The organism is Parvimonas micra (genome assembly GCF_037482165.1).
Lineage (GTDB): Bacteria > Bacillota > Clostridia > Tissierellales > Peptoniphilaceae > Parvimonas.
The window spans coordinates 164,715-188,339 of sequence record NZ_CP148048.1; the positions used below are offsets into that span (position 1 = coordinate 164,715).

The 23,625-nt window shown below is 28.9% G+C and carries 16 protein-coding genes and 2 pseudogenes; 14 read left to right on the forward strand and 4 right to left on the reverse strand.

Annotated features, from left to right (window positions below; all coding sequences use genetic code 11):
- The first annotated feature begins 37 nt into the window (after positions 1-37).
- The gene (gene radA / locus WFJ11_RS00840; RefSeq protein WP_009354665.1) at positions 38-1,405 is read left to right on the forward strand and encodes a DNA repair protein RadA; all 1,368 of its coding nucleotides are present in this window, start codon (positions 38-40) and stop codon (positions 1,403-1,405) included.
- A gap of 36 nt (positions 1,406-1,441) precedes the next feature.
- Here the strand turns inward: radA and WFJ11_RS00845 are convergent, their stop codons facing one another.
- Both WFJ11_RS00845 and WFJ11_RS00850 read right to left on the reverse strand, forming a co-directional pair.
- The gene (locus tag WFJ11_RS00845) at positions 1,442-1,987 is read right to left on the reverse strand and encodes a DUF6648 family protein (RefSeq protein WP_338817483.1); all 546 of its coding nucleotides are present in this window, start codon (positions 1,985-1,987) and stop codon (positions 1,442-1,444) included.
- 36 nt (positions 1,988-2,023) lie between these two features.
- Positions 2,024-2,449, reverse strand: a complete 426-nt coding sequence (locus WFJ11_RS00850) for a hypothetical protein (protein WP_009354595.1) — start codon at positions 2,447-2,449, stop codon at positions 2,024-2,026.
- A 309-nt stretch (positions 2,450-2,758) separates the two neighbouring features.
- Between WFJ11_RS00850 and WFJ11_RS00855 the strand changes: the two genes are divergently transcribed.
- The 9 genes and pseudogenes from WFJ11_RS00855 to WFJ11_RS00890 all read left to right on the forward strand — a co-directional run bounded on the left by WFJ11_RS00855 (position 2,759) and on the right by WFJ11_RS00890 (position 16,572).
- Positions 2,759-3,463, forward strand: a complete 705-nt coding sequence (locus WFJ11_RS00855) for an ABC transporter ATP-binding protein (protein WP_009354479.1) — start codon at positions 2,759-2,761, stop codon at positions 3,461-3,463.
- 1 nt (position 3,464) lies between these two features.
- A complete protein-coding gene (locus WFJ11_RS00860; protein ID WP_338817484.1) occupies positions 3,465-6,686 on the forward strand; it encodes an FtsX-like permease family protein in 3,222 nt (1,073 codons plus the stop codon).
- A 21-nt stretch (positions 6,687-6,707) separates the two neighbouring features.
- A complete protein-coding gene (locus WFJ11_RS00865) occupies positions 6,708-7,004 on the forward strand; it encodes a GNAT family N-acetyltransferase (protein WP_338817485.1) in 297 nt (98 codons plus the stop codon).
- Between the two features lie 223 nt (positions 7,005-7,227).
- A complete protein-coding gene (locus WFJ11_RS00870) occupies positions 7,228-8,808 on the forward strand; it encodes a type I restriction-modification system subunit M (protein ID WP_338817486.1) in 1,581 nt (526 codons plus the stop codon).
- Positions 8,801-10,027: pseudogene (locus WFJ11_RS07455) on the forward strand (restriction endonuclease subunit S); the annotation flags it as partial. The gene WFJ11_RS00870 and the pseudogene WFJ11_RS07455, both read left to right, overlap by 8 nt.
- Positions 10,028-10,150: 123 nt before the next feature.
- A pseudogene (locus WFJ11_RS07460) lies at positions 10,151-10,747 on the forward strand (restriction endonuclease subunit S); the annotation flags it as partial.
- Positions 10,748-10,763: 16 nt separating this feature from the next.
- On the forward strand, positions 10,764-11,585 hold the full coding sequence (locus WFJ11_RS00880; RefSeq protein WP_338817488.1) for an ADP-ribosylglycohydrolase family protein: 822 nt from the start codon (positions 10,764-10,766) through the stop codon (positions 11,583-11,585).
- Positions 11,586-14,609 carry a type I restriction endonuclease subunit R gene (locus WFJ11_RS00885; protein WP_338817489.1) on the forward strand — a complete coding sequence of 1,008 codons (3,024 nt, stop codon included), beginning with the start codon at positions 11,586-11,588 and terminating at the stop codon, positions 14,607-14,609.
- 835 nt (positions 14,610-15,444) lie between these two features.
- Complete coding sequence (locus WFJ11_RS00890; RefSeq protein ID WP_338817490.1) at positions 15,445-16,572, forward strand: hypothetical protein; 1,128 nt, start codon at positions 15,445-15,447, stop codon at positions 16,570-16,572.
- Positions 16,573-16,762: 190 nt separating this feature from the next.
- On the opposite strand, the gene WFJ11_RS00895 is transcribed toward WFJ11_RS00890, so the two are convergent.
- Both WFJ11_RS00895 and WFJ11_RS00900 read right to left on the reverse strand, forming a co-directional pair.
- A complete protein-coding gene (locus tag WFJ11_RS00895; protein ID WP_323988445.1) occupies positions 16,763-18,232 on the reverse strand; it encodes a glutamate decarboxylase in 1,470 nt (489 codons plus the stop codon).
- Positions 18,233-18,295: 63 nt separating this feature from the next.
- The gene (locus WFJ11_RS00900; RefSeq protein WP_125361335.1) at positions 18,296-19,780 is read right to left on the reverse strand and encodes an amino acid permease; all 1,485 of its coding nucleotides are present in this window, start codon (positions 19,778-19,780) and stop codon (positions 18,296-18,298) included.
- A gap of 382 nt (positions 19,781-20,162) precedes the next feature.
- On the opposite strand from WFJ11_RS00900, the gene WFJ11_RS00905 reads away from it, so the two are divergent.
- The 4 genes from WFJ11_RS00905 to WFJ11_RS00920 all read left to right on the forward strand — a co-directional run bounded on the left by WFJ11_RS00905 (position 20,163) and on the right by WFJ11_RS00920 (position 23,614).
- Positions 20,163-21,056 (forward strand): flavodoxin domain-containing protein, encoded by an 894-nt coding sequence (locus WFJ11_RS00905; RefSeq protein ID WP_338817491.1) that lies wholly within the window; start codon positions 20,163-20,165, stop codon positions 21,054-21,056.
- A 640-nt stretch (positions 21,057-21,696) separates the two neighbouring features.
- The gene (locus WFJ11_RS00910; protein WP_313961261.1) at positions 21,697-22,437 is read left to right on the forward strand and encodes an alpha/beta hydrolase; all 741 of its coding nucleotides are present in this window, start codon (positions 21,697-21,699) and stop codon (positions 22,435-22,437) included.
- Between the two features lie 28 nt (positions 22,438-22,465).
- On the forward strand, positions 22,466-22,825 hold the full coding sequence (locus WFJ11_RS00915) for a DUF6176 family protein (protein ID WP_338817492.1): 360 nt from the start codon (positions 22,466-22,468) through the stop codon (positions 22,823-22,825).
- Between the two features lie 27 nt (positions 22,826-22,852).
- Positions 22,853-23,614 carry a class I SAM-dependent methyltransferase gene (locus tag WFJ11_RS00920; RefSeq protein ID WP_338817493.1) on the forward strand — a complete coding sequence of 254 codons (762 nt, stop codon included), beginning with the start codon at positions 22,853-22,855 and terminating at the stop codon, positions 23,612-23,614.
- Positions 23,615-23,625: the final 11 nt, after the last annotated feature.

Below are 23,625 nucleotides of genomic sequence, written 5' to 3' on the forward strand. Positions count from 1 at the left end.
TGAAATTTTTTACATTAAAATATAGTTGGTGATTAAAATGAAAACAAAGAAAAAATATATATGTTCTAATTGCAAGAAAGAGTCATTGGGCTGGCAAGGAAAATGTAGTTTTTGTGGTAGTTGGGGAACTATAGAAGAGATTGAAGTTTCCGACGTGAAGAGTTCAACTGACAAAATTGTTGCAAAGGGGAAAGTTGAAAAGCTAAAAAATGTAAATGTAAATGAAAATGATAGATTTATAACTGGAATTGATGAGTTAAATCGTGTTTTAGGTGGTGGAATTGTAAGAGACAGTGTTAATATTTTAACTGCAAGACCTGGTTGTGGTAAAAGTACATTGCTTTTACAACTTGCACTTGACTTTGCAAGTAAAAATGTAAAAACTATCTATATTTCTGCAGAGGAAAGCTCATCTCAGATAAAGTCAAGAGCAAATAGAATTGTAAAAGAAATTCCAGAAAATATTTGGATACAATCTACACAAAGTATGGATGAGGCTTTGAATTCTATCGAAGAGGTTGATGCAGAAATTGTGATTTTAGATAGTATTCAAACTGTTATGTTAAGTTCAATTCCGTCAAGGGCTGGTTCTCCAACACAGACTGTTGAATGTATAAACGAATTAGTTAGAGTTGCAAAAAATCCTAAAAGGCCAAGAGCAATTTTTATAGTTTGTCATATGACAAAGCAAGATGAAATGGCAGGACTTAGGACTTTGGAACATATGGTGGATTCTGTTTTGCTTTTAGAGGGAGAGTCTGACGAAAGTTTAAGAACTCTTACAAGTACAAAAAACAGATTTGGAAGAACTGGAGAAATCGGACTTTTTAAAATGGAAGAGTATGGACTTTTAGAAATTAAAAATCCATCAGAATTTTTTGTAACTCAAAGAGAAAAAGATATTTGTGGAAGTGTACTATCTGTTGTAAAAGAGGGAAGCAGAATGTTAGTTGTTGAAGTTGAAAGTCTAGTTTCTCAATCTTTTACAAGTTATCCCGCGAGAATTGGAGATAGCCTTAAAAAAGATCAATTAAATACATTGCTTTCTATTTTAGAAGAAAGAGCCGGATTTAATTTATACAATAAAAATGTAATTTTAAAGACTACGGGAGGACTTAAAATTTCAGAGCAATCTGTTAATCTAGCTGTAATTATTTCCGTTGCATCTTCAATTTTAAATAAATCAGTTCCAAGAGATAATGTATTTATCGCAGAGGTTGGACTTACCGGAGAACTTAAAAAAGTTCCTAATTTAAGCGAAAGACTAATGGAACTTGACAGAATGGGATACAAAAAGGTCTATATTTCAAATGAAGTTGTGGATATTAAAAATTTAAAAACATTAAAAGTCGAAAAATCTAAAACACTAAAAGAAGTTATTGATAAAGTTTTCAGAAATGTTTAATATAAAAAACAAGGTTGTGTAGCGCTACACAACCTTTTAAATATTTGTATTAACATAGTCATTAATCTTTGAAATTCTAATCTCATCAATAAATATATTCTTTTCTTTTAACTTCTGTAGAATTTCAACATTCATTGAATGAAAAATTGCAAATTCAACATCTTTAACGACAATTTCAAAAAGAGAATTGTTAAGTCTTTTTGAATTCATATCTATAAAATACGCTTCTGTAGTTTTTTCATCTAAGAAGTCAATCATCTTTAAAAGAAATTTATCTTTTTCCGCATAATAATTATTAGATTTCATAAGATTTTCATTATATTTTTTTTGCTTTTTTTTATTATTTGAATACAAAATTGATTTTTGTTTAAAAAATTTTGCTAAAATATTGTAATATTGATAATTATACATTCCTTCTTCCAGCGAAGATATATTTAAAAGTGGTTTCATATTTAAATTTTGTATCAATTCATAATTTTTTTCCAAAAAAGATATTTTATCAATTTTTCTTATCGAAAGTTCTAAAATCAAATCATTTCTCTTTTTGAAAAAAGTTTCAAGTTGTTTTGTTGGAATATTCATATCACAAAAAAAGCACCTTAACGATGCTTTTTAAATTTAGTCTAACTTTAGTTCGACACAAGTTGCTTGAGCTCCTTCGCAAAGTTCTTCTTTAGGAATATTAATTCCCATGAAAACTTCAAGATTGTGCTTTTCGCAAAATGTTTCGACATCCTTTTTAAATTTGCAAAGCATATCGCCATTCATTTCAATTATTGAATATATACCGTCGATATAAATTTTTTCTACATCGTAGTCTCTTGAAACAATTCCGAAGATAAATCCGAATAATTTATCAAGATTTTCAATGCCGTATTCCTTAGCATTTGTCAATCTAACACTGTGGTCTAAGCTGAAAATATGAGAATCATCTGTGTCAATAAAAATTATATTTCCATTTCCCTTTCTCACTTCTTCATTTGCTTTATCTATCAACCATTTAGTTTTTCCAGATCCTGATGGACCAAGTACAAAATTTAACATTTAAACCACCCCTTAAACTCTTTTTCTCATTATACCATTTTGAAATAAATAAAACAAGTGTTTTTTTATAAAAAAGATTAATATAAACTATTGAAAAATAAATATTTTTTATTAAGTTTAACAAAAATTCTGCAAACGATATTAAGATTGTATAAAATTAAAATCATAAAAAATAAAATTTTGATAGTTTATTTGAAAATATACTATTTTGCGACCTTGATTTTTTTTCGCTTTTGTGCTAAAGTACAATTAGATAATTATGTATAATTTTAATATTTGAATATAAAAATATATTAAATAGGAGGAATTATGGCTTTTGTTGAATTTAAAAATGTTTATAAAAAATATAATGAAGGAAAAAGTTCAGAGATCGTTGCAAATAGAGATGTTTCTTTTGAAATAGAACACGGAGAATTTTGTATTATCGTAGGTCCTTCAGGAGCTGGAAAATCTACAATCCTTAATATATTAGGTGGAATGGATGATGCAACAAGTGGTGAAATCTTTATAGATGGAAAAGATATTTGTAAATTTAATAAAAGACAACTTAATGATTACAGAAGATTTGATGTAGGTTTTGTTTTTCAGTTTTACAATCTAATTCCAAATTTAACTGTTTTGGAAAATGTAGAACTTGCAGGGCAAATCGTAAAGGAAAGTTTAAATCCGGCAGGAGTTTTGGAATCTGTTGAATTGTCTCATAGACTTAAAAATTTTCCAAGTCAATTATCAGGGGGAGAACAACAAAGAGTTGCAATAGCGAGAGCTCTTTGTAAAAATCCTAAACTGCTTTTATGCGACGAACCTACAGGAGCTTTGGATTATCATACTGGAAAGAGAATTTTAGAGCTTTTACACCAAAGATGTAAAAGTACGAATACAACTGTAATTTTAATAACTCACAATCAAGCAATTACTCCAATGGCAGACAGAGTTATTGAAATTAACGATAGTACTGTAAAAAAAGTGATATTAAATGATAGTCCTAAGAACATAAAGGAAATTGAGTGGTAGTATGAAAAAATCATTGTTTAAAAATTTTTACAGAACAATCTTTAGAACATTTCCGAAATTTATTTCCATTGTTTTTATGATTGCTCTTGGAGTAATGGTTTTTGTTGGACTTAAAATAACTCCATACATTATGAGAAGAAGTGTCGATGAACGTGTAAAAGAAGGAAATTTATATGATTATAAAATTTATTCTAATTTTGGCTTGCAAAAAGAAGATGAGGACATAATTTCCAATTTAAAAAATCTAAAAGATGTAGAATATGGTTACAGTATAAATCTTAAAGACGAAGAACGAGAAGTTGACCTTACCATAGAAAGCAAGGCAGAAAAAATTAGTACTGTTCAAGTAATAGAAGGAAATGACATCGAGTCTGACTCTGATATTTTGTTGGATGAAAGACTAAAAGATAAATATAAAATTGGAGATGAAATAGACTTTAAAAATGTCAAAAAATTTGGAATTTTTAAAGATGAAGTAAAAAAATTAAAACAAAATAAATTTACAGTAAAAGGCTTTATTAAAAGTTCAGAAGTTTTAGCTACATTGCTAACAGGGACTACTGAAAATGGATATTTGGCAATAATATCAAAAAATGCTTTTGACTTTAGCTATTATTCTTATGCAAAAATTACTTTTTCTGACCTTAATGACTTGAATAGAAATAGTAAAGAATACAAAAAGCTATCAAACGAAAGAAAAACAGAGTTACAAGATTTGTTTAAAGGTAGAGCTGGAGAAGTTTACAATGTCATTTATTCTCAAAAGAGAGAAACTTTAGATGATAGTAAAGAAGAAGTTAATAAAAATAAATTTGACATTGAAGAAAGTGAAAGAAAATTACAACAAAATCTTGAAAAAGTTCAAAGTGGTCGAAAAGACTTAAGAAGAGCTTTTGCAGATTTAAATTACCAAAAAAATCAATTTATTACTCAAATAACTAAAAATAAAGAAAAATTGACAACTGCTCTAAACAGTTTGAATTCAAAAAAGAGTGAAATAAATAAAAATAAGACAGAAATAGTTGAAAAAAATAAAACTTTAATAAAAAGTAAAGAAGATATAGAAAAAACAAAAGCACAAGTTGATGCTGGAATAAAAACAGTAAATGAAGAACTAAGATTGCTCGAAGAAAATTATCAATCAAAATTAATTGAGGAAAATGAATATAAGGTAAAGAAAGAAGAAATAAATAAAAAATTAGCGGAATTGAATTCATCTTTACAAACAGTTCAAAAGAATTTAGATTCAGTTAATTCAAATCTTTCCAGTATTTCTGCTAAACTTACAGAATTATCAGGAGCCGAACAAAAACTAAATTCAGAAATAAAGACTTTAGAAAGTCAAATGTACCAATTGGAAAAACAAGCCAAACAAGGAATACTAAAATTTGATGAATACTATGCAAAATTAGTTCAAAAAAAATCAGAAGTCGAAGAAAACAACTTAAAATTAAATAAAGGCAAGGGAGATTTAGAGGATGCTAAAGAAAAAGTCCTTGATGCAAATAGTAAAATTTCTGACGGTGACGAAGTCTTATCCAAATTGATAGAACCAAATTACAATATTGAAGAAGGATTTGTTTCATCAATGATGTCAAAAGTTTATTTTGCAGCTAATGGAATCTATGGTGTTTCAAATGTATTCTCACTATTTTTCTATTTCATTGCCCTTTTGGTATCACTTACAACAATGACTAGAATGGTAGATGAAAATAGAATACAAATAGGAACTTTAAAAGCTCTTGGTTATAGCAATATTGATATAGCAAAACAATACTTTTACTACGGACTTTTAGCAAGTATCATTGGAGGAATAATAGGAACTATCCTAGGTTTTAAAGTGATTTCTCCACTTGTTTACAGATCCTACTTAAAAGCCTTTATATTTACAAAAGTTTTTGACAATTACTATCCACAAATAATTATTGCAGGAATATTAATTGCAATTTTCTGCACAGCTTTTGTGTCCTATGTAACATGTATAAGAACTTTAAAAGAAAAAATTTCATCACTTATGAGAGCAAAGGCTCCAAAGTCAGGAAACTTTGTTTTTCTTGAAAAAATACCTTATATTTGGAAAGAACTTTCATTTTTGCAAAAAGCAACTCTAAGAAATGTCTTTAGATACAAACTAAGACTTACAATGACAATTATAGGTGTAATGGGTTGTATGGGACTTTTAGTGCTAGGATTTGGAATAAAAGACAGCTTAGACGGAGTTTCCGATTTACAATACTCAAAATATACAAAATATCATTCATCAGTTATCTACAATCCAATGTCATTGGAAAAAGATTTGGAAAAATTTAATGAAGATATAAAAGCAAATAAGGACATTAAAGAAAGTATTGATTTATCTTTAGTATCTGTAAATATAAAATCCAAAAAGAGCTTTGATGAAAAAATAGGTGTCTTTACAACTGACAATTTGAGTGAGTTTTCTAAGTTCTTTGGACTATATAATGGAGACAAAAAAATTGACAAATTAGATGACGGAATTTATATAAATAGAAAATTAGCCGAAAAATTTTCACTTTCCGTTGGAGATGAAATAACCTTTATAAATAACAATAAAGAATATAAGGGAGTCGTTGCAGGAATCTTTGAAAATCATGTTGGCAATTTCTTTATAATGAACGAAAAAACTTATGAACAAACTTTTTTCAGAAAACCTATAAAAAATACAAAGCTACTAATTTTAAATGATGGAAGCAAGAATAATATCGAAAAAGTAATAAATGAATTAGAAAAAGATCCAGTTGCCGTAAAAGGCACAAACATACACTCATTGAAAAGGATAATTGATGACGCATCTTACAGCATAAACTCAATTATTTTAGTAATCGTAATATGCTCAGGCTTTTTGTCAATCGTAGTTTTATACAACTTAAGTAATATAAACATCTCAGAAAGAAAAAGAGAAATTGCAACACTTAAAGTTTTAGGATTTTATCCTTTAGAAATTGACAACTACATCTACAAAGAAACTGTAATACTAACAATAATAGGAATAGGGCTCGGAATCTTTGTAGGTCACAGTCTGCACATAAATATAATGGAACAACTTGCTATGGACTCAATCAGATTTTTCAACAAAGTAAAACTTATAAGCTACATTTACTCAGCACTAGTAACACTATTTTTCACATTTATAGTTTACTTCGTAGTAAAAATAATGCTTAGCAAAGTTCCAATGATAGAATCATTAAAAGATGTTGAATAGAAATAATCAGGAGTGATAATCTTGGAATATTTTTTTAATATAGAAACAAAAAGGTGTAGGATAAGACAATTTAAACAATCAGATGTAGATGACCTATATTTGATATTAAGTAACCCTAAAGTGATGGAGTACATTGAAGCACCTTTCACTTTGGAAAACACAAAAGAATTTTTAAACAAAAATGCTCTGTCTTATCCTCCACGAGTTTTTGCTTTGGAATATAAAGAAAACAAAAAATTAATAGGACATATTATTTTTCACGAATACGACAAAGACAGTTACGAAATTGGCTTTATTTTAAGTCAAGACTATTGGTGATGTGGCATAGCAAACGAAATAACAAAATCACTCATTAACTATGCAAAAAATAAAAATATCCATTCACTCATTATCGAATGTGATAAAAAACAATTAGCAACACAAAAAATCGCAACAAATAACAATTTTAAGCTAATAAGTAGCGAGGATTTGTTGGTTTATGAATTAATTTTATAAAATTGCAGTAAAATAAATAATTTAAAAATAAAGAGAGGGAGAGAAAATGTCGGATTTTTCAAAAGAAAATAATGAAACTGCACAGAGAGCAGAGCTTCATAGAAAAATATGGGCTATTGCAGATGATGTTCGTGGAGCCGTAGATGGCTGGGATTTTAAACAATATATATTGGGAATTTTATTTTACAGATTTATTTCTGAAAACTTAAGAGATTATTTTGATGAAAATGAACATTTAGCAGGAGACCCTGATTTTAAATATGCAGAAATTTCAGATGATGAAGCAAAAAGAGATTTTAAAAGTGGAACAATAGAAGAAAAGGGATTTTTCATTTTACCTAGTCAGCTTTTTCAAAATGTAGTAGCAAAAGCAAAAGATAATGAAAACTTAAATACTGAACTTGCTAATATTTTTTCTGACATTGAAAAAAGTGCTATCGGCTCAGAATCTGAGGACGACATAAAAGGACTTTTCGATGATATTGACACAACAAGCAATAGACTTGGTGGAACTGTTGCAGAAAAGAATAAGAGACTAAGAGATATCTTAACAGGAATAGCTCAAATTAATTTTGGAGATTTTAAAGATAATCATATTGATACTTTTGGGGATGCTTATGAATATCTAATTTCTAACTATGCAAGTAATGCTGGAAAATCCGGTGGGGAATTTTTTACTCCACAAACCGTATCAAAACTTTTAGCAAGAATTGTAATGGATGGAAAAGAAAAGATAAACAAAGTGTATGACCCAACTTGTGGAAGCGGAAGTTTACTTTTACAAATGAAAAAGCAATTTGATGAACATATCATAGATGAGGGATTTTTTGGTCAAGAAATTAATATGACTAACTTTAACTTGGCTCGTATGAATATGTTTCTTCACAATGTAAATTACAATGCCTTTTCTATCAAAAGAGGGGACACATTACTTAATCCGCTACATAATGACGAAAAGCCTTTTGATGCAATTGTTTCAAATCCGCCATATTCAATTAAATGGATAGGAGATGCAGACCCTACTTTGATTAATGATGTTCGTTTTGCTCCTGCTGGAAAATTAGCACCGAAATCTTATGCAGACTATGCTTTTATTATGCACTCACTAAGCTATCTTTCAAGTAATGGTAGAGCTGCAATAGTATGCTTTCCGGGAATTTTCTATAGAAAAGGAGCAGAAAGAACAATACGTAAATATTTAATAGATAATAACTTTATAGACTGTGTAATACAATTACCTGAAAATTTATTTTTTGGAACATCAATAGCAACTTGTGTCTTAGTTATGGCTAAAAACAAAACAGAAAACAAGGTGCTTTTTATTGATGCAAGTAAAGAATTTAAAAAAGAAACTAATAACAATATCTTGGAAGAAAAAAATATAAGTGCAATAGTAGAAGAATTTAGAAACAGAACAGACAAAGAATATTTTTCAAGATATGTAGATAGAACTGAAATCGAAGAAAATGACTATAACTTATCTGTTTCTACATATGTGGAAAAAGAAGATACAAGAGAAGTAATCGACATAAAAGTTCTAAACAAAGAAATTGAAGAAACAGTAAAGAAAATAGACGAATTAAGAAGCTCAATAAACGAAATTGTAAAGGAGCTTGAAGATGAGTAAAATAGATGAATTACTAAAGAATGAAAAAGTTGAATGGAAAAAACTTGGAGAAATAGCAGAAATAACAGGAGCAGGAGTAGATAAGAAAAAAGTTTTGGGAGAGTTACCTATAAAACTTTTAAATTATATGGATGTATATAAAAATCAATATATTAATTCTAATATTCCTACGATGAATGTTACGGCACCAGAGAATAAAATACAAAATTGTAATATTGAGTTTGGAGATATATTTGTTACTCCTAGTTCTGAGACCACAGACGATATTTTTAGGTCAGGGGTAGCAACTGAGGATATTTTTAATACTGTATATTCATACCATATAATGAGGGTTCGCTTAAAAAATAAATCTTTTATTACGTCTTGTTATTTAAATTATTTATTTCAAAGTGAAAATTTTAGAGAAAAATTATATAAAAGAGTATTTGGAAATACTAGAAAGACAATTGCTAAAAGTGAAATAGAACAATTGCAAATACCTATTCCATCAATAGAAACTCAAGAAAAAATTGTAAAAACACTTGACAAATTTACAAATTATGTTACTAAATTACAGTCTGAATTACAGTCTAGAACTAAACAGTATGAATATTATAGAGATATGCTTTTAAGCGAAGAATATTTGAATAAAATTTCTACTGAAATAATGAGTTCAGATAATAATAGAGAAATAACTTTTTGTAGAATTAAAGATGTTTGTAATAGACAAAAAGGGATAAATATAACAGCAGAAAAAATGAAAGAATTGAACAATGACGATTCACCAGTTAAAATATTTGCAGGAGGAAGTACAACTGCACATCTTGATGTTGATGTAGTTGGTAAAAAGAATGTTATTGAAATTCCAAGTGTAATTGTTAAATCTAGAGGAAATATTGATTTTGAATATTATGATAAACCATTTAGTCACAAAAATGAAATGTGGTCATATTCAACTATAAATGATGAAGTTCTTAGTATAAAGTTTTTATTTTATTTACTAAAAAATAATTTGAAATATTTTAAAGATAATTCAATATCAGGGAAATTGCCACAAATATCAACAGGAGTAACTGATAATTATAAAATTCCAATTATACCAATTGTAATACAAAACAAAGTAGTTGAAATTCTTGATAAATTTCAATCTTTATTAGCTGATACAAAAGGTTTGTTACCACAAGAAATTGAACAAAGACAAAAACAATATGAATATTATCGCGAAAAGCTCTTGACATTTGATGAAAATTCTGTTAAGAGAGAGAGAGAGAGAGAGAGAGCATATCTCTCTAATTCGTATCTAAACTCTCTTAAAGAAGTTGGAGAAATTGTTAGTGTTAATATATTTGGTGTAGAACATAGATGTTTAGGAGAGATTGGTTCTTTTTTTGGAGGACTTTCTGGAAAAAGTAAAAAAGATTTTATAAATGGAAATTCAAAATTTATAACTTATAAAAATGTGTTTTCTAATTTATCAATAAATTTAGAGATTAAGGAAACAGTTAATATAAATAATGGAGAACAACAAAGAACATTGCAAAGAGGTGATATTATTTTTACAGGGTCATCTGAAATATTGGATGAATGTGGTTTGAGTTCTGTTATAACTGAGTACGTAGATGAAGATTTATATTTAAATAGTTTTTGTTTCTTTCTAAGATTAAATGATTCAAATATTTTATTGCCAAGTTTTAGTAAATATTTATTTCGTTCTGAATATGTTAGGAAGCAAATTATAAAAACCGCATCAGGAGTAACTAGGTTTAATGTTTCTAAAAAACTTATGGAAAAAGTTGATATACTTATTCCATCTATCAAAGTTCAAGAGCATATTGTTTCTATTCTTGATAAATTTGATGATATTGTAAATAATATTTCTAAAGGCTTGCCTAAAGAAATTGAATTAAGACAAAAACAATATGAATATTATAGAGAAAAGTTATTAAGTTTTAATAGATAATTTAAAGTGAGGATATATGAATAATATTAGAGACAGGTTAAAGGGTTCGCTCTACGGATTTGCGATTGGAGATGCAATGGGAGCGACTACTGAATTTATGAGTGTGGCTGAGATAAAAAGTGATTATGGAAAGTTAATTGATATAGTAGGTGGAGGTTGGCTTGACTTAAAGGCTGGAGAAGTTACAGATGATACACAGATGTCAATTTGTGTTATGGAAGTTCTTATGAAAAATGATTTTAAGAATTTTAAGAAAGATGTAGCTGATAGTTTTGTGGCTTGGTATGATACAAAACCTAAAGACATTGGAAATCAATGTAGGAGAGCATTGGCTTTTTATAAGGAGTCTGGAAATTATATTGCAGAGGATAATACTGCTTTGGGCAATGGAAGTCTTATGAGAGCTCTGCCTAGCGCACTATTAAATTCAGAGAAATCCATAGAACTTAATTTTATTCAGGGAGATATTACTCATAATAATGATATTTGTAGAAATATTTTAAAGGAATATACAGAAATTATAAAAGCTCATATTTTAGAAAAGAGAATAAGTTTAAAAAGGAGAGTTCTTTTAGAACCTAAAGGATATATTGTCAATACTTTCAATAATGCTATTTATTGGAGTGAAAAGAAATCTTTTGAAGATTGTATCATTGGTGCTGTAAATCACGGCGGAGATGCAGATACAATTGCAGGGATTGCAGGAAGTATCGCTGGTGCAAAATTTGGATATGAAAGTATTCCTAAAAGATGGGTTGAAAAATTGGATAAAGAAGTAGTGAAGAAATTGGAAGAATTTTTAGAATTTATTTCTAAAACTTATGGAGGGAGTATTTAGATGTCAGAGGAAGCGAGTAAATACAGTGTGTCAACTATTGCTGAGATGACAGGAGGAATTATCTTGGCACATTATGACAAAAATAATAGAGTTGGTGGAGGCTCATATCAAAGTGAAGCTGAGCTTGAAAGAGAGTTGATAGGTAATTTAGTTTCTCAAGGATATGAAAGAGTAAAATTTACAACAAGTGAAGAACTGTATGGTAATTTAAAAGTTCAAATCGAAAGATTAAATAATGTATCATTTTCAAAATCTGAGTGGGAAAGATTTTTAACTGAGTATTTGGATTGTCCAAAGGATGGAATGGTTGAAAAGACAAGAAAAATACAAGAGGACTATATTTACGATTTTACTTTTGATGATGGGCATTTACAAAATATAAAGATTATTGACAAGAAAAATATTCACAATAACTTTTTACAGGTTGTAAATCAAGTTACTGCTGGAGAAAAAAATCAAAATCGTTATGATGTAACTATTTTAGTAAATGGCTTGCCTTTAGTTCATATAGAGCTAAAGAAAAGAGGAGTAAATTTACATGAAGCATTTAATCAAATTCACAGATATAGTAAAGAGAGTTTTAATTTAGATTATTCTCTTTATAAATTTGTGCAAATTTTTGTAATCTCCAACGGAACTTATACGAGATATTTTGCAAACACAACTGCAAAAAATAAAAATAATTATGAATTTACTTGTGAATGGGCTGATGCTAAAAATAAGGTTATTCGTGATTTAGAAGATTTTACCAGAACATTTTTTGAAAAAAGAGTTCTTCTTGAAGTGCTTACAAAATATTGTGTTTTTGATGCAAGTAACACTCTGCTTATTATGAGACCTTATCAGATAGCAGCTACCGAAAGAATTTTATGGAAAATAAAGTCAAGCTATGAAAGTAAAAAAGCAGGAACTGCTGAAGCTGGTGGTTTTATTTGGCATACTACAGGTTCTGGTAAAACTTTAACTTCTTTTAAGACTGCAAGACTTGCGACAAGTCTTGATTTTATTGATAAAGTATTTTTTGTAGTTGATAGAAAAGATTTAGACGATCAAACTATGAAAGAATATAAAAGATTTCAACCAGATAGTGTAAATGGAAGCAAGGATACTAAGGAGCTTAAAAAATCCATTGAGAAGGATGACAATAGAATTGTTGTTACTACAATTCAAAAGTTAAATGAATTTGTAAAGAAAAATCCTAATCATCCAATTTATGATAAACATTGTGTTCTTATCTTTGATGAATGTCATCGTTCACAGTTTGGAGACGCACAAAAAAATATCAGAAAATCCTTTAAAAAATATTATCAATTTGGATTTACTGGAACACCTATTTTTGCTGAAAATTCTCTAAAAGGAGATACTACTTCAGGAACATTCGGTGCTCAACTTCATTGTTATGTAATTACAGATGCGATTAGAGATGGAAAAGTTTTAAAATTTAAGGTTGACTATAATAATATTACTCCTAAATTCAAGGAAATTGAAATGGAAACTGATGAGGAAAAGCTAAAGAAATTAGAGAAAAAAATGCTATTACATCCTGACCGTATAACTGAAATTACTAAATATATTTTAAAGGTTTTTGATACTAAGACACATAGAAATGAGTTTTATGATTTAAAACATAGAAGATTAAATGGATTCAATGCGATGTTTGCTGTTCAGAGTGTAGAGGCTGCAAAATTGTATTATGAAGAATTTCAAAAACAACAAGAGGCTCTACCTGAAGAAAGGAGATTAAAAGTCGCTACAATCTATAGCTTTTCTGCCAATGAAGAACCATCTGCTATTGGTGAAATAGAGGATGAAAATTTTGAACCGTCAGCTATGGATTCTACTGCTAAAGAGTTCTTGAATAGGGCAATAAATGACTATAATAAACTTTTTAAAACAAATTTTTCAACTGAAGGAAAGGAATTTCAAAATTATTATTCTGATTTATCTAATAGAGTAAAGAATAAAGAAGTTGATTTGCTTATTGTAGTTGGAATGTTTTTAACAGGTTTTGATGCACCTACATTAAATACTTTATTTGTAGATAAAAATTTAAGATATCACGGACTTATTCAAGCATTTTCAAGAACTAATCGTATCTTAAATAAAGTAAAAACATTTGGAAACATTGTATGCTTTAGAAATTTGGAAAGGGCTACAGAAGATGCAATTAAAACTTTTGGAGATGAAAATAGTGTCAATGTAATTTTAGAAAAGAGCTACGATGAATATATCCATGGTTTTACAGATGAAGAAACAGGAAAGAAATTTAAAGGTTATAAGGATATATGTGAAGAAATAATTGCTAAATTTCCTGACCCAACTGAAATTGTACTTGAAGCTGATAAAAAAGAATTTGTACAGCTTTTTGGAGAGTTGTTAAAGGCTGAGAATATTCTTAGAAATTTTGATGAGTTTGAAAGTTTTGAAAAAATTATTTCTGAAAGACTAATGCAAGATATGAAAAGTGTATATGTTGATATCAGAGAGAGTATTTTGAACGAAAGACGAAGCAAAGAAGCTGAAGAAGCACAAGTTGACTTTTCAGATGTTGAATTTCAAATTGATTTGCTAAAGACTGACGAAATTAATTTAGATTATATTTTAGCTTTGATTCTTGAAAAGGCAAGAGAAAATGACGATATCGAAAGCTTGAAAGCTGAAGTTCGTAGAGTAATCAGATCAAGTCTTGGAACAAGAGCAAAAGAAGATTTAATTATGGAATTTATAAGTAAGACAAGATTGTCAGAGTTGAAAAATACTGATGATATTATTGAAACTTTTTATGAATTTGCAAAAAAAGAAAAAGTAGTTAAAATTAATCAACTAATTGCTGAAGAAAATCTAAATGAAAAAGCCAACAGATTTATTGAAAAATCCATATCTAAAGGATATGTTGAATATGCTGGAGATGAATTAGACGGCATAATTCCACCACTATCCAGAAGAGGCGGAGTAAGAGAAAAGAAAAAAGAAATAGTCTTAGAAAAAATCAGAAAAGTTGTCGAAGTTTTTGTTGGAATTTAGAATAGTTATAAATTAGACGGTAGAGATACCGTCTTTTTTGTTTGGGAGTAAAAGGATAATTCTTTTTTATGTATCTACGATACATTTAGTTTTGCTTGTTTACAAGCAAAACTATGAGATCTCCACAGTCGATTGTTACCAAATCAAAGATTTGGACAATCTTTGCGTCAGACCTACTTTTGTTTACAAGTAAATAAAGTTAGGGCTAGATTCGCTCCAGTCGAGATGACGTATAAGGAGAAATCTTGGTTTAGTGGCTAGACGTTAGAAGTAAATAAACTTTAAAAATATAAAAAATACCAAGTGTTTGAAAAAATTTTTTAATTATTAAAAAAATTATATGAAACTAAATATTTCACGTCATAGCAACTTGCAAAGTAATGCTCCCAACACGTCATTTCGAGCGAAATGAAGCAAAGCTGAGTGCAGTCGAGAGATCTCCTAATGTCCTAACTTTGTTTGCAAATAATAGTAAGTCATGTAAATAACTTGAAAAATAAAATATTAATGTTAATGACTAAACAAAATATAGTATTTAGAAAGATTAAGGTAATTTTTTACAAAATTATAAGATGCTCTATTTTTAAACTATTGTTTATTATTTGATTTTTTTATTTTGATTGTGGTATAATATAGTTGGTTATATATCTCGCGAGTTAGCTTTATATCTTATTTTAAAGAGTTTTTCTTTATAAATATTGGAGTTAATATTTGTTAGGTAAAAACCATATAATTCTATATGTTTATAAGTTTAAGATTAAATGGATAGGAGTTACTAATGTAATTATTAATCTTAAATACTATAAGCATAAAAGTAAAAGGGGAAGATGTTAAAATGAAAAAAATGAAAAGTAGAATCATAGCTTTTGCTATGGCATTGGTATGTTTGCTTGGTGTTGCTGGTTGTGGTAAATCAAGCGATAATTCAGATTCTGGTAAGACTTCTGAAAAGTCATCAGATAAGAAGGGTTCATCAGGCGGAGCTGAAGAAGTAGTAGAATATAGTATGGGTAGCAGTAGGAACGGCGCAAGAGTTATGGTGTTTACTAATAAGGGGAATGCATACTACATAGGTAAGGGCTCAACTGGAAGTACTAAAGGGGAAGCTGATGTTGATAAGCCAACTAAGTTTTTAGAAAATGTAAAACATCTTATTAGTAGTCATACATGGATTGATAACAATGATGATTTATATATAGATGGTGTAGATGGCATTAATGGTGGTACTCATAAAGAACCACAAAAACTAGGCGGGAATATTGTAAATTCAACTAAATATGCTCTAGGAGTTATAGCAGTAGATAAAGATGGTAATTTATATGCTTATGGTAAAGAAAAATCTAATGGATTTGATAAAAAATATAAGGAATTAACTAAAATTGACGATTTAAAAGATGTAACAAAAGTTGGATCTAGTATTTCTAATGTATTTTTTCAAGCTCTTACTAAAGATGGTACAGTTTATCAAAAAAAGTCTGATGGTAAATTTGAAAAGGTAATAGATAATGCCAAAGATATTATAGGTGGACATTATATTATTACAAAAGATGATGAAGTTTACTTTTCCGGAAATGAATTAACTAAAGTTGGAAAATCATTAAAGGTATGTGAAGGTGGCGATCCAAGAAATACAGTATTCGTTGAAAATAATACAATTGCTCGTATTTCATGGGATGGCGAACCATTAAGTGGAGATAAAATAGATAAATTACAAAAATATTATCCTACAGATATAAAAGAAGTAATCTATCATGATATTTATGAAGATAAGAAAGTATCATATAAATATTATCTTACTATGGTATATGAAAATACAAATGGAGAAATAGTTTTATTAAGAGTAGATAATTGTTATGATCCTCAAGGAGAAGGCAAAAAAACCACTGACAAGGTAAGCAAGAGTGTTGATGACATTACAAAAATTTGGAATTTCATAAAAGAAGGACAAGAAAATAGATTGTAGAGATAAGAAGGTAGAGATACCTTCTTTTTTGTGCAAGTAAAATGAGATTTCTTAAGCACATTTATTAAGAGATTTATGAAATTGAGGTATTTACAATACCTATATATTCAAGTAATATTATGAGTTTTTTATTACTAAATACACATTAAAATAGGGACTGTTACCAGCCCCTTTTAGTGTTTTAATTTAATTATCTACCACTATGGTCAAATCCCTTATCAGGTTTTGCATTCTTTTCATTATCATGAAGAACAACTCTTGAACCGTTTAATATTTCAATTTGTTTTTTCATTTCGTTTATACAAAGAATTGCTAAAGGCATACCGAAGTCTTGACGAAGAACAAGTCTTTGTACATCTACATCTTTAATATTTTCAGGCATAGGATATGCAGGAATCATCCAACCATGCATACGGAGTCTATCTTCAAGGTCATATAATGTCCATTGTACATTTGCATTTTCTTTTAGTCTCCAGCATACGATTGGGATTTGGTTTGCTTCTTCAAGCAGTTCAAATATTCCCATTTTTTTGATTTCATCTGCCATATATCTAGCCACATCTATTGTCCTTTGATGAATTTCTTTGTAACCTTTAAATCCGTTTCTCATAAGCATATAGTATTGACCTACAATTTGAGATGCACTACGAGAGAAGTTGATTGCCATAGTAGCTTCTTCTCCTCCTAAGTAACTAACCCAGAAAATTAGTTCTTCCGGAAGAGCTTTTTTGCCACGCCAAATCACCCAGCCTACTCCCGGATATACAAGACCATATTTATGACCTGAAGTACTAATTGACCATACATTTTTTAATCTGAAATCCCATTTTAATTCAGGTTCTATAAAAGGAGCAACCATACCTCCAGAAGCAGCATCAACGTGGATTCTAATAGGTAAATCAGGTTTCTTTTTATTATATTGTTCAACTAGTTTGTCAAGAGCTTTTACATCATCATATTTTCCTGTATAAGTAATACCTAAAATAGCAACTATACCTATTGTGTAATCATCAACATAATCCATTACTGTATCCATATTAAGGGATAAATGTTCCATATCTAGTGGAACAGTTCTCATTTCAATATCCCAGTAACGACAGAATTTTTCCCAACATACTTGATATCCTGAAGAAATTACAAGATTAGGTCTTTTTTTGGTGAATCTATTAACTCCTGCTTTATCTGCAAGATGTTTCCATCTGAAAAGCATAGCTAGTCCACCTAGCATACAAGCTTCTGATGAACCGACAGTAGATGTTCCTATAGGTTCTTCTTTTGGATTCATATGCCATAAGTTTCCAATAATATCGACACATCTGTTTTCAAGGTCTGCAGTCATTGGATATTCATCTTTATCAATTGCATTTTTTTCAAAATTCTCTGCCATCAATGCTGTTGCAGTTGGTTCCATATAAGTTTGACAGAAAGTTGCAAGGTTTTGTGTTGCATTTCCTTCTGTTTTTAGATATTCTCTGATAATTTCTGCTGCAACTTGAGGAGAAACAGGATTTTCATTTATTTTTTTGTTTGGCATTTCAATATCGCTAGCTTCTGTACCGAAAATTGGTGTAAGATATCTAGTTTCTTGATTCATTGATTCAAGAATATCACTGATATGATTAGTGCTTTTTCTACTTGATTTTGATATTTTTTTACTCATATTAATCTTCCTTTCTTTAAATAAAATTTGAACTATATCAATGTATTTAATAATTTATAATAACTACTTACTTTTATCATCATATTTTGTTGCCCATCTATGTTTATTTGAATAAATAATTATAGGAACTATTAAGGAGATAATAAAGCATATAATTAGCACAATTTGATATACTTGATTGTCTACAGTTGTTAATTTTGATGATGGGAAAAATGAAATAATTAAAGTTGCTATTGTAATAAGCAATCCTACTGTAGCAACAATTATTTTAAATACTTTTCCACCAGGAACTTGGAATGTACGTTTTAAATTAGATTTTTTCAATATTAAAACGAAATATCCTAAGAAGAATAATATATATCCAACCAAATAGATTACAACTGTAAGTCCTATTGCTGTTAAATAACCAACTGATGAATCAGAACCTCCTGCCAATGCTATAGAACCACATAGAACTGCATCCCAAATTGTTACTATAATTGCTTGAAGTATAACTGTTTTTACTGACACTCCATTTTTATTAGTTTTTGCAAAAGATGGAGGGAGAATCTTATCATTTGCAGCTTCTAAAAGCGCTCTGGATGGGCCAACGATCCAAGAAGATATTTCTGCTAATACACCAAGAGCTAATAGTATTGCAACTATTAAAACAAGCCAATTATATTGTGAACCAAAATGTTCTGTAAAGATTGCTTCAAATGCCTCAATAACTCCATAAGATAGATTACCATTTAATATTTTGTCTGGAAGAGTTGTAGCTATAGCAAGTCCGCCAAGAGCATCAAGTACAATTGTAAGTATAGTTAAAACAATCATAACTGAAGGATATGTTCTTGTCGGATTCTTAAGTTCGTTAACGTGAGATGCTGATGCCTCTACGCCCATATAACCGAGAATAAAAGAAGCAAAAATTACAAGAGTTCCTGTTTCCTTGAAATTTGGAATTAGAGTTTCTGTAGTAATCTTAATTTGAGAAACACCACCAGTACTAAAGTATGCAATTAAGCCAATGAAAAGTATAATAACAGGAAGAACTATTCCTCCAAGAAAACCAATCTTAGAAATTCTTTCTGTATATTTTGTTCCACCTAATTGTGTAAATGTTAGAACCCACACAATGATTGCAACTCCAAAAAACATAACCATTGGGTTATTGTAAAGTGCATCAAATTTAAATACGTATGCCAATGCTGCAAGTATAAAAAATGACATGGTAACAAATCCTACTGTTATTTGAAACCATTGAAAGAATAAAGCTGAAAATCCCCATCGTTTACCTAGAGTATTTCCAACCCATGAATAAATACCTCCAGATTCCCATCCTTCTACTGTTGCCATTTCTGCAGAGCATAATGCAACAGGCAAGAACCAAAAAAGTCCTCCGACAATTAGAAAGAATACAAGTTGAAAACCAGAACTAGCAAAAGACGGATATTCATATACCGTCATTACCATAGATGCTGTTATAGCAAAAAAACCAAAAAATCCTAGCTTATGCGCTGATTTGTTATTTGATTTTACTGATGATGTTGTCTTATTATTAGTCATAAAATTCCTCCTTTCATTCATCATAATCAAAATATCTTTTTGGTGGTAATTTATACCATTGCTCTTTTTTTAAAAATATTAAAAGTATCAAAATTTAATTCAAAAAATCGAAGTAAATTTATAAAACTTTTATGTAAATTATATATATGTAATATATTATGCAAAAAAACTACTTACATCATAGTGATACCCCTATGTATATTATTATATCGATAATTTTAAAATTTATATTTTGTTTGATTTGATTGGTGAAATAATGTAAATCATAATTGAGTATATTTATTAAAATAAGTTATTATCAATGATTTTATTTTTGTTAGCTAAATTTGGCAAAGGGTATATTTAAAATAATGTTACTAAAGTTGAAAAGAGGCGAACAGATATGAGTAGTGCCATGGAATATAAGAGTCATCAAAATTTTGATTTTTCTTTAGATGATAATATTTTGGATGAGAGAGAATCTTTTTCTCCAAAAGTTAAGGTAATTTATTTTTCACCTACAGGAACTACTAAAAAAATAATTAAGAATGTGATTAAAGGGATTGAGTCAAAGCAAGTAGAGTATGTTGATTTAACAAAGGATAATAGAATTTCAAAGAAAGAAAAAATTGACACTACTAAAGATGATTTAATTATTTTAGGGGCACCAGTTTATGGTGGATTTTTGTATAAAGAATTTAGAAATTATATAAAGAATATTGATTTTAATAATAAAGCTGTCGCTATAGTTTTACTATATGGGAATGCTGCAATTATGTTTTCAAAAAGAGAGATTGTTTCTATAGTAAAAAAGAATAATGGCAATGTTGTGGGTTATGGAGAGTTTGTTGGAGAACATTCTTTTTCAACAAAAGAACTACCTGTTGCTATAAATAGACCGAATGCAGAAGATATTAATATGGCAATTTCATTTGGAAAGGCTATAAGAGAGGAATTAAAAAATAATATAGAAAAGAATAAAAGCTTAAGCTTATTTGATAGATTTATAGGCAAAGTTGCTGATATAAAACCTGTACACACTGGGAGAAGAATATTTACTATTCCTAAAACTGATTATGAGCTTTGTGATAATTGTGGGGTTTGTATAAAAAAATGTCCTAAAGCTTGTATTGATAATCACATTATAACGGATAAAAAAGCTTGTATTGTATGCATGGCTTGTGTAAAGGCTTGTCATAAGAATGCTCGTATAAGCAAGGCAAAAAATCCATTGATAAAAATAGGATTGAAAAAAATTAATAGAAATAAAAATGAATCAAAGTTTGTTGTTTTTTAGAATTAATAGATTGTGTGTTTTAATTAAAAGAAATAAGACGGTTGAGATGCCGTCTTTTTTGTTGTAAAAAATAAATTTATATTCTATGTATCTTCGATACATTTACTTTTGCTAAAGCAAAAGTATGAGATTTCCACAGTCGATTGTACTCAAATCAGAGATTTGAACAATCTTTGCGTCAGACCTACTTTTGTTTACAAGTAAACAAAGTTAGGGCTAGATTCACTACACTCAGCTACGCTTCGCTTCGGACGAGATGACATATAAGGAGAAATCTTCATTTAATGGCAAGACGTCAAAAGTAAATAATCTTCAAAAATTCAAAAAGTATACTAAGTGTTTGAAAAAAATTTATAATTATTAAAAAAATTATATGAAACTAAATATTTCACGTCATAGCAACTTGTAAAGTAATGCCCCCAACATGTCATCTCGAGCGTAGTCGAGAGATCTCCTAAAGCTCCAATAAAGATTAATATACATTTTTGTATAAATTTTTCTAATTTGCAAGCAAAAAACTATTTGAGAGAGTGAGAAATCACTCTCTTTTAAATTTATATATAGAATAGAATTGTAACAAGTGGTATAATAGAATTAAATTAAAAAGATTATTGATAATACGGAAATTAAGGAGCAAAAAATGAATTTTGTTGATATTAATGAGGGTGGCGAAAAGGTAATATTACTTATTCATCCTATGTTATCTTCTGCTGAGGGAATGAAATTTTTAATTGCTGACAATATATTAGGGGATTATAGATATATAATTCCGGACTTATCAGCACATGGAAAGTCAAGAGAAGTATATAAGTCAGCGGAAATGGAAGCTAATAAAATAAAGAATTATTTAATTGAAAACGGAATAGATAAGATAAATTTAGCTTTTGGAGCCTCTTTAGGTGGAGTAGTATTGTTAAATTTATTAAATAGCAAGGATATAATTGTAGATAAATGTGTTTTTGAAGGAGCTAGTTTGTGGCAAAAAGCCTATTTTTTAGATTTTCTTTTTAAGAAAATTTTTTTGAGAAAACATAAGAAAGCTCTTAAAGATAAGAATTTTGCTGTAAAAAAAATGACTACTCTATATGGAGCGGAATTTGGTAAAATAATGGCAGAGTCTTTTATAAGGATGGATGATGAAAGTATTGTGAATATAATTCACGACTGTTCTTTTGTAAAAATTCCAGATTTATCTAAGGATGAGCAAGAAAAGCTGATTTTTTGTTATGGTTCTAAAGAGTTTGATTATAAAGAAGCGAAGAAGGTGATACCCAAAAAACTACCTTATGTTAAATTAAAAGTATGGGAAGGTTATGGGCATTGTGATAAAATTACAGAAGATAATTTAGAATATTGTAAATTTTTAGAAAGTCAAATATAAAAAAAAGTACTATTTTTTGGGGGAAAGTATGAATATAGAATTATCACGATTTCGTGTCAGAAAAGGCAAGTCGGAAGTAGTAGATAAGTGGATGAATTTTTTAAATGAAAATATGGAGGAAGTATTACTTACTTTAGACGGAGAGAAAATGTATGTCGAAACTATTTTTAGAGAAAAATGTGATGATGAAGAGTATCTTTATTGGTATTCAATTCAGGGAGAAAACGGAATAAGAGTGGAAGAGTCTGATTCATGGATAGATAAAAAGCATCTTGAGTATTGGGATGAATGTATAGATAAAAATTACTATGTTGAAATGTCAATGCAAGTTTCTATGATTCCTCATCATATAGCTAATTTGATGATGGATAATTCAATTGTTAGATAAATAATATAGGAGTTTAAGGAGAAAAATATGGATAAAAAGGCACTTTTAAATGAATGGTTACATGAGCAGGAAATTGCTCATATTAAGGGCTGGGATTTTTCTCACATTAGAGAAAGATATAGAGAAGAAGATGATCTTCCATGGGATTTTGAGAGTATTATAAAGTCTTATTTAAGAGAAAATGATTATTTGTTGGATATGGAAACTGGCGGTGGAGAATTTCTTTTATCTTTTATGATAAATCCCAAACATACCGCAGCAATTGAAGGCTATAAGCCAAATATTAAGATATGTGAGGAAAGACTTATTCCTTTGGGAATAGATTTTAAACCAGCCGATGGTGGGGATGAACTTCCTTTTAAGGATAATTATTTTGATATTATTACCAATAGACATGGTAAATATAATATAGATGAGCTTAAAAGAGTTCTTAAAAGTGGAGGGTTATTTCTTACACAACAGGTTGGTGCTGAAAATGACAGAGAATTGGTAGAACTTTTAATTGGTAATGTTGATATTCCATTTCCTAAAGCTTATCTGAATATTTCAAAACAAGAATTTATAGAAAATGGTTTTGAGATTATTGAAGAAGCAGAAGCTTATAGACCGATAGAGTTTTATGATGTTGGTGCTCTAGTTTGGTTTGCAAGGATTATAGATTGGGAATTTCCTTATTTTGAAGTCGAGAAGTATAAAGAAAATCTCTTTAAAGCACAGGAAATTCTTGAAAAAGAAGGAGTAATTAGAGGTAGAATTCACAGATATTATTTTGTTGCAAGAAAGAAATAGTTAAATTACAA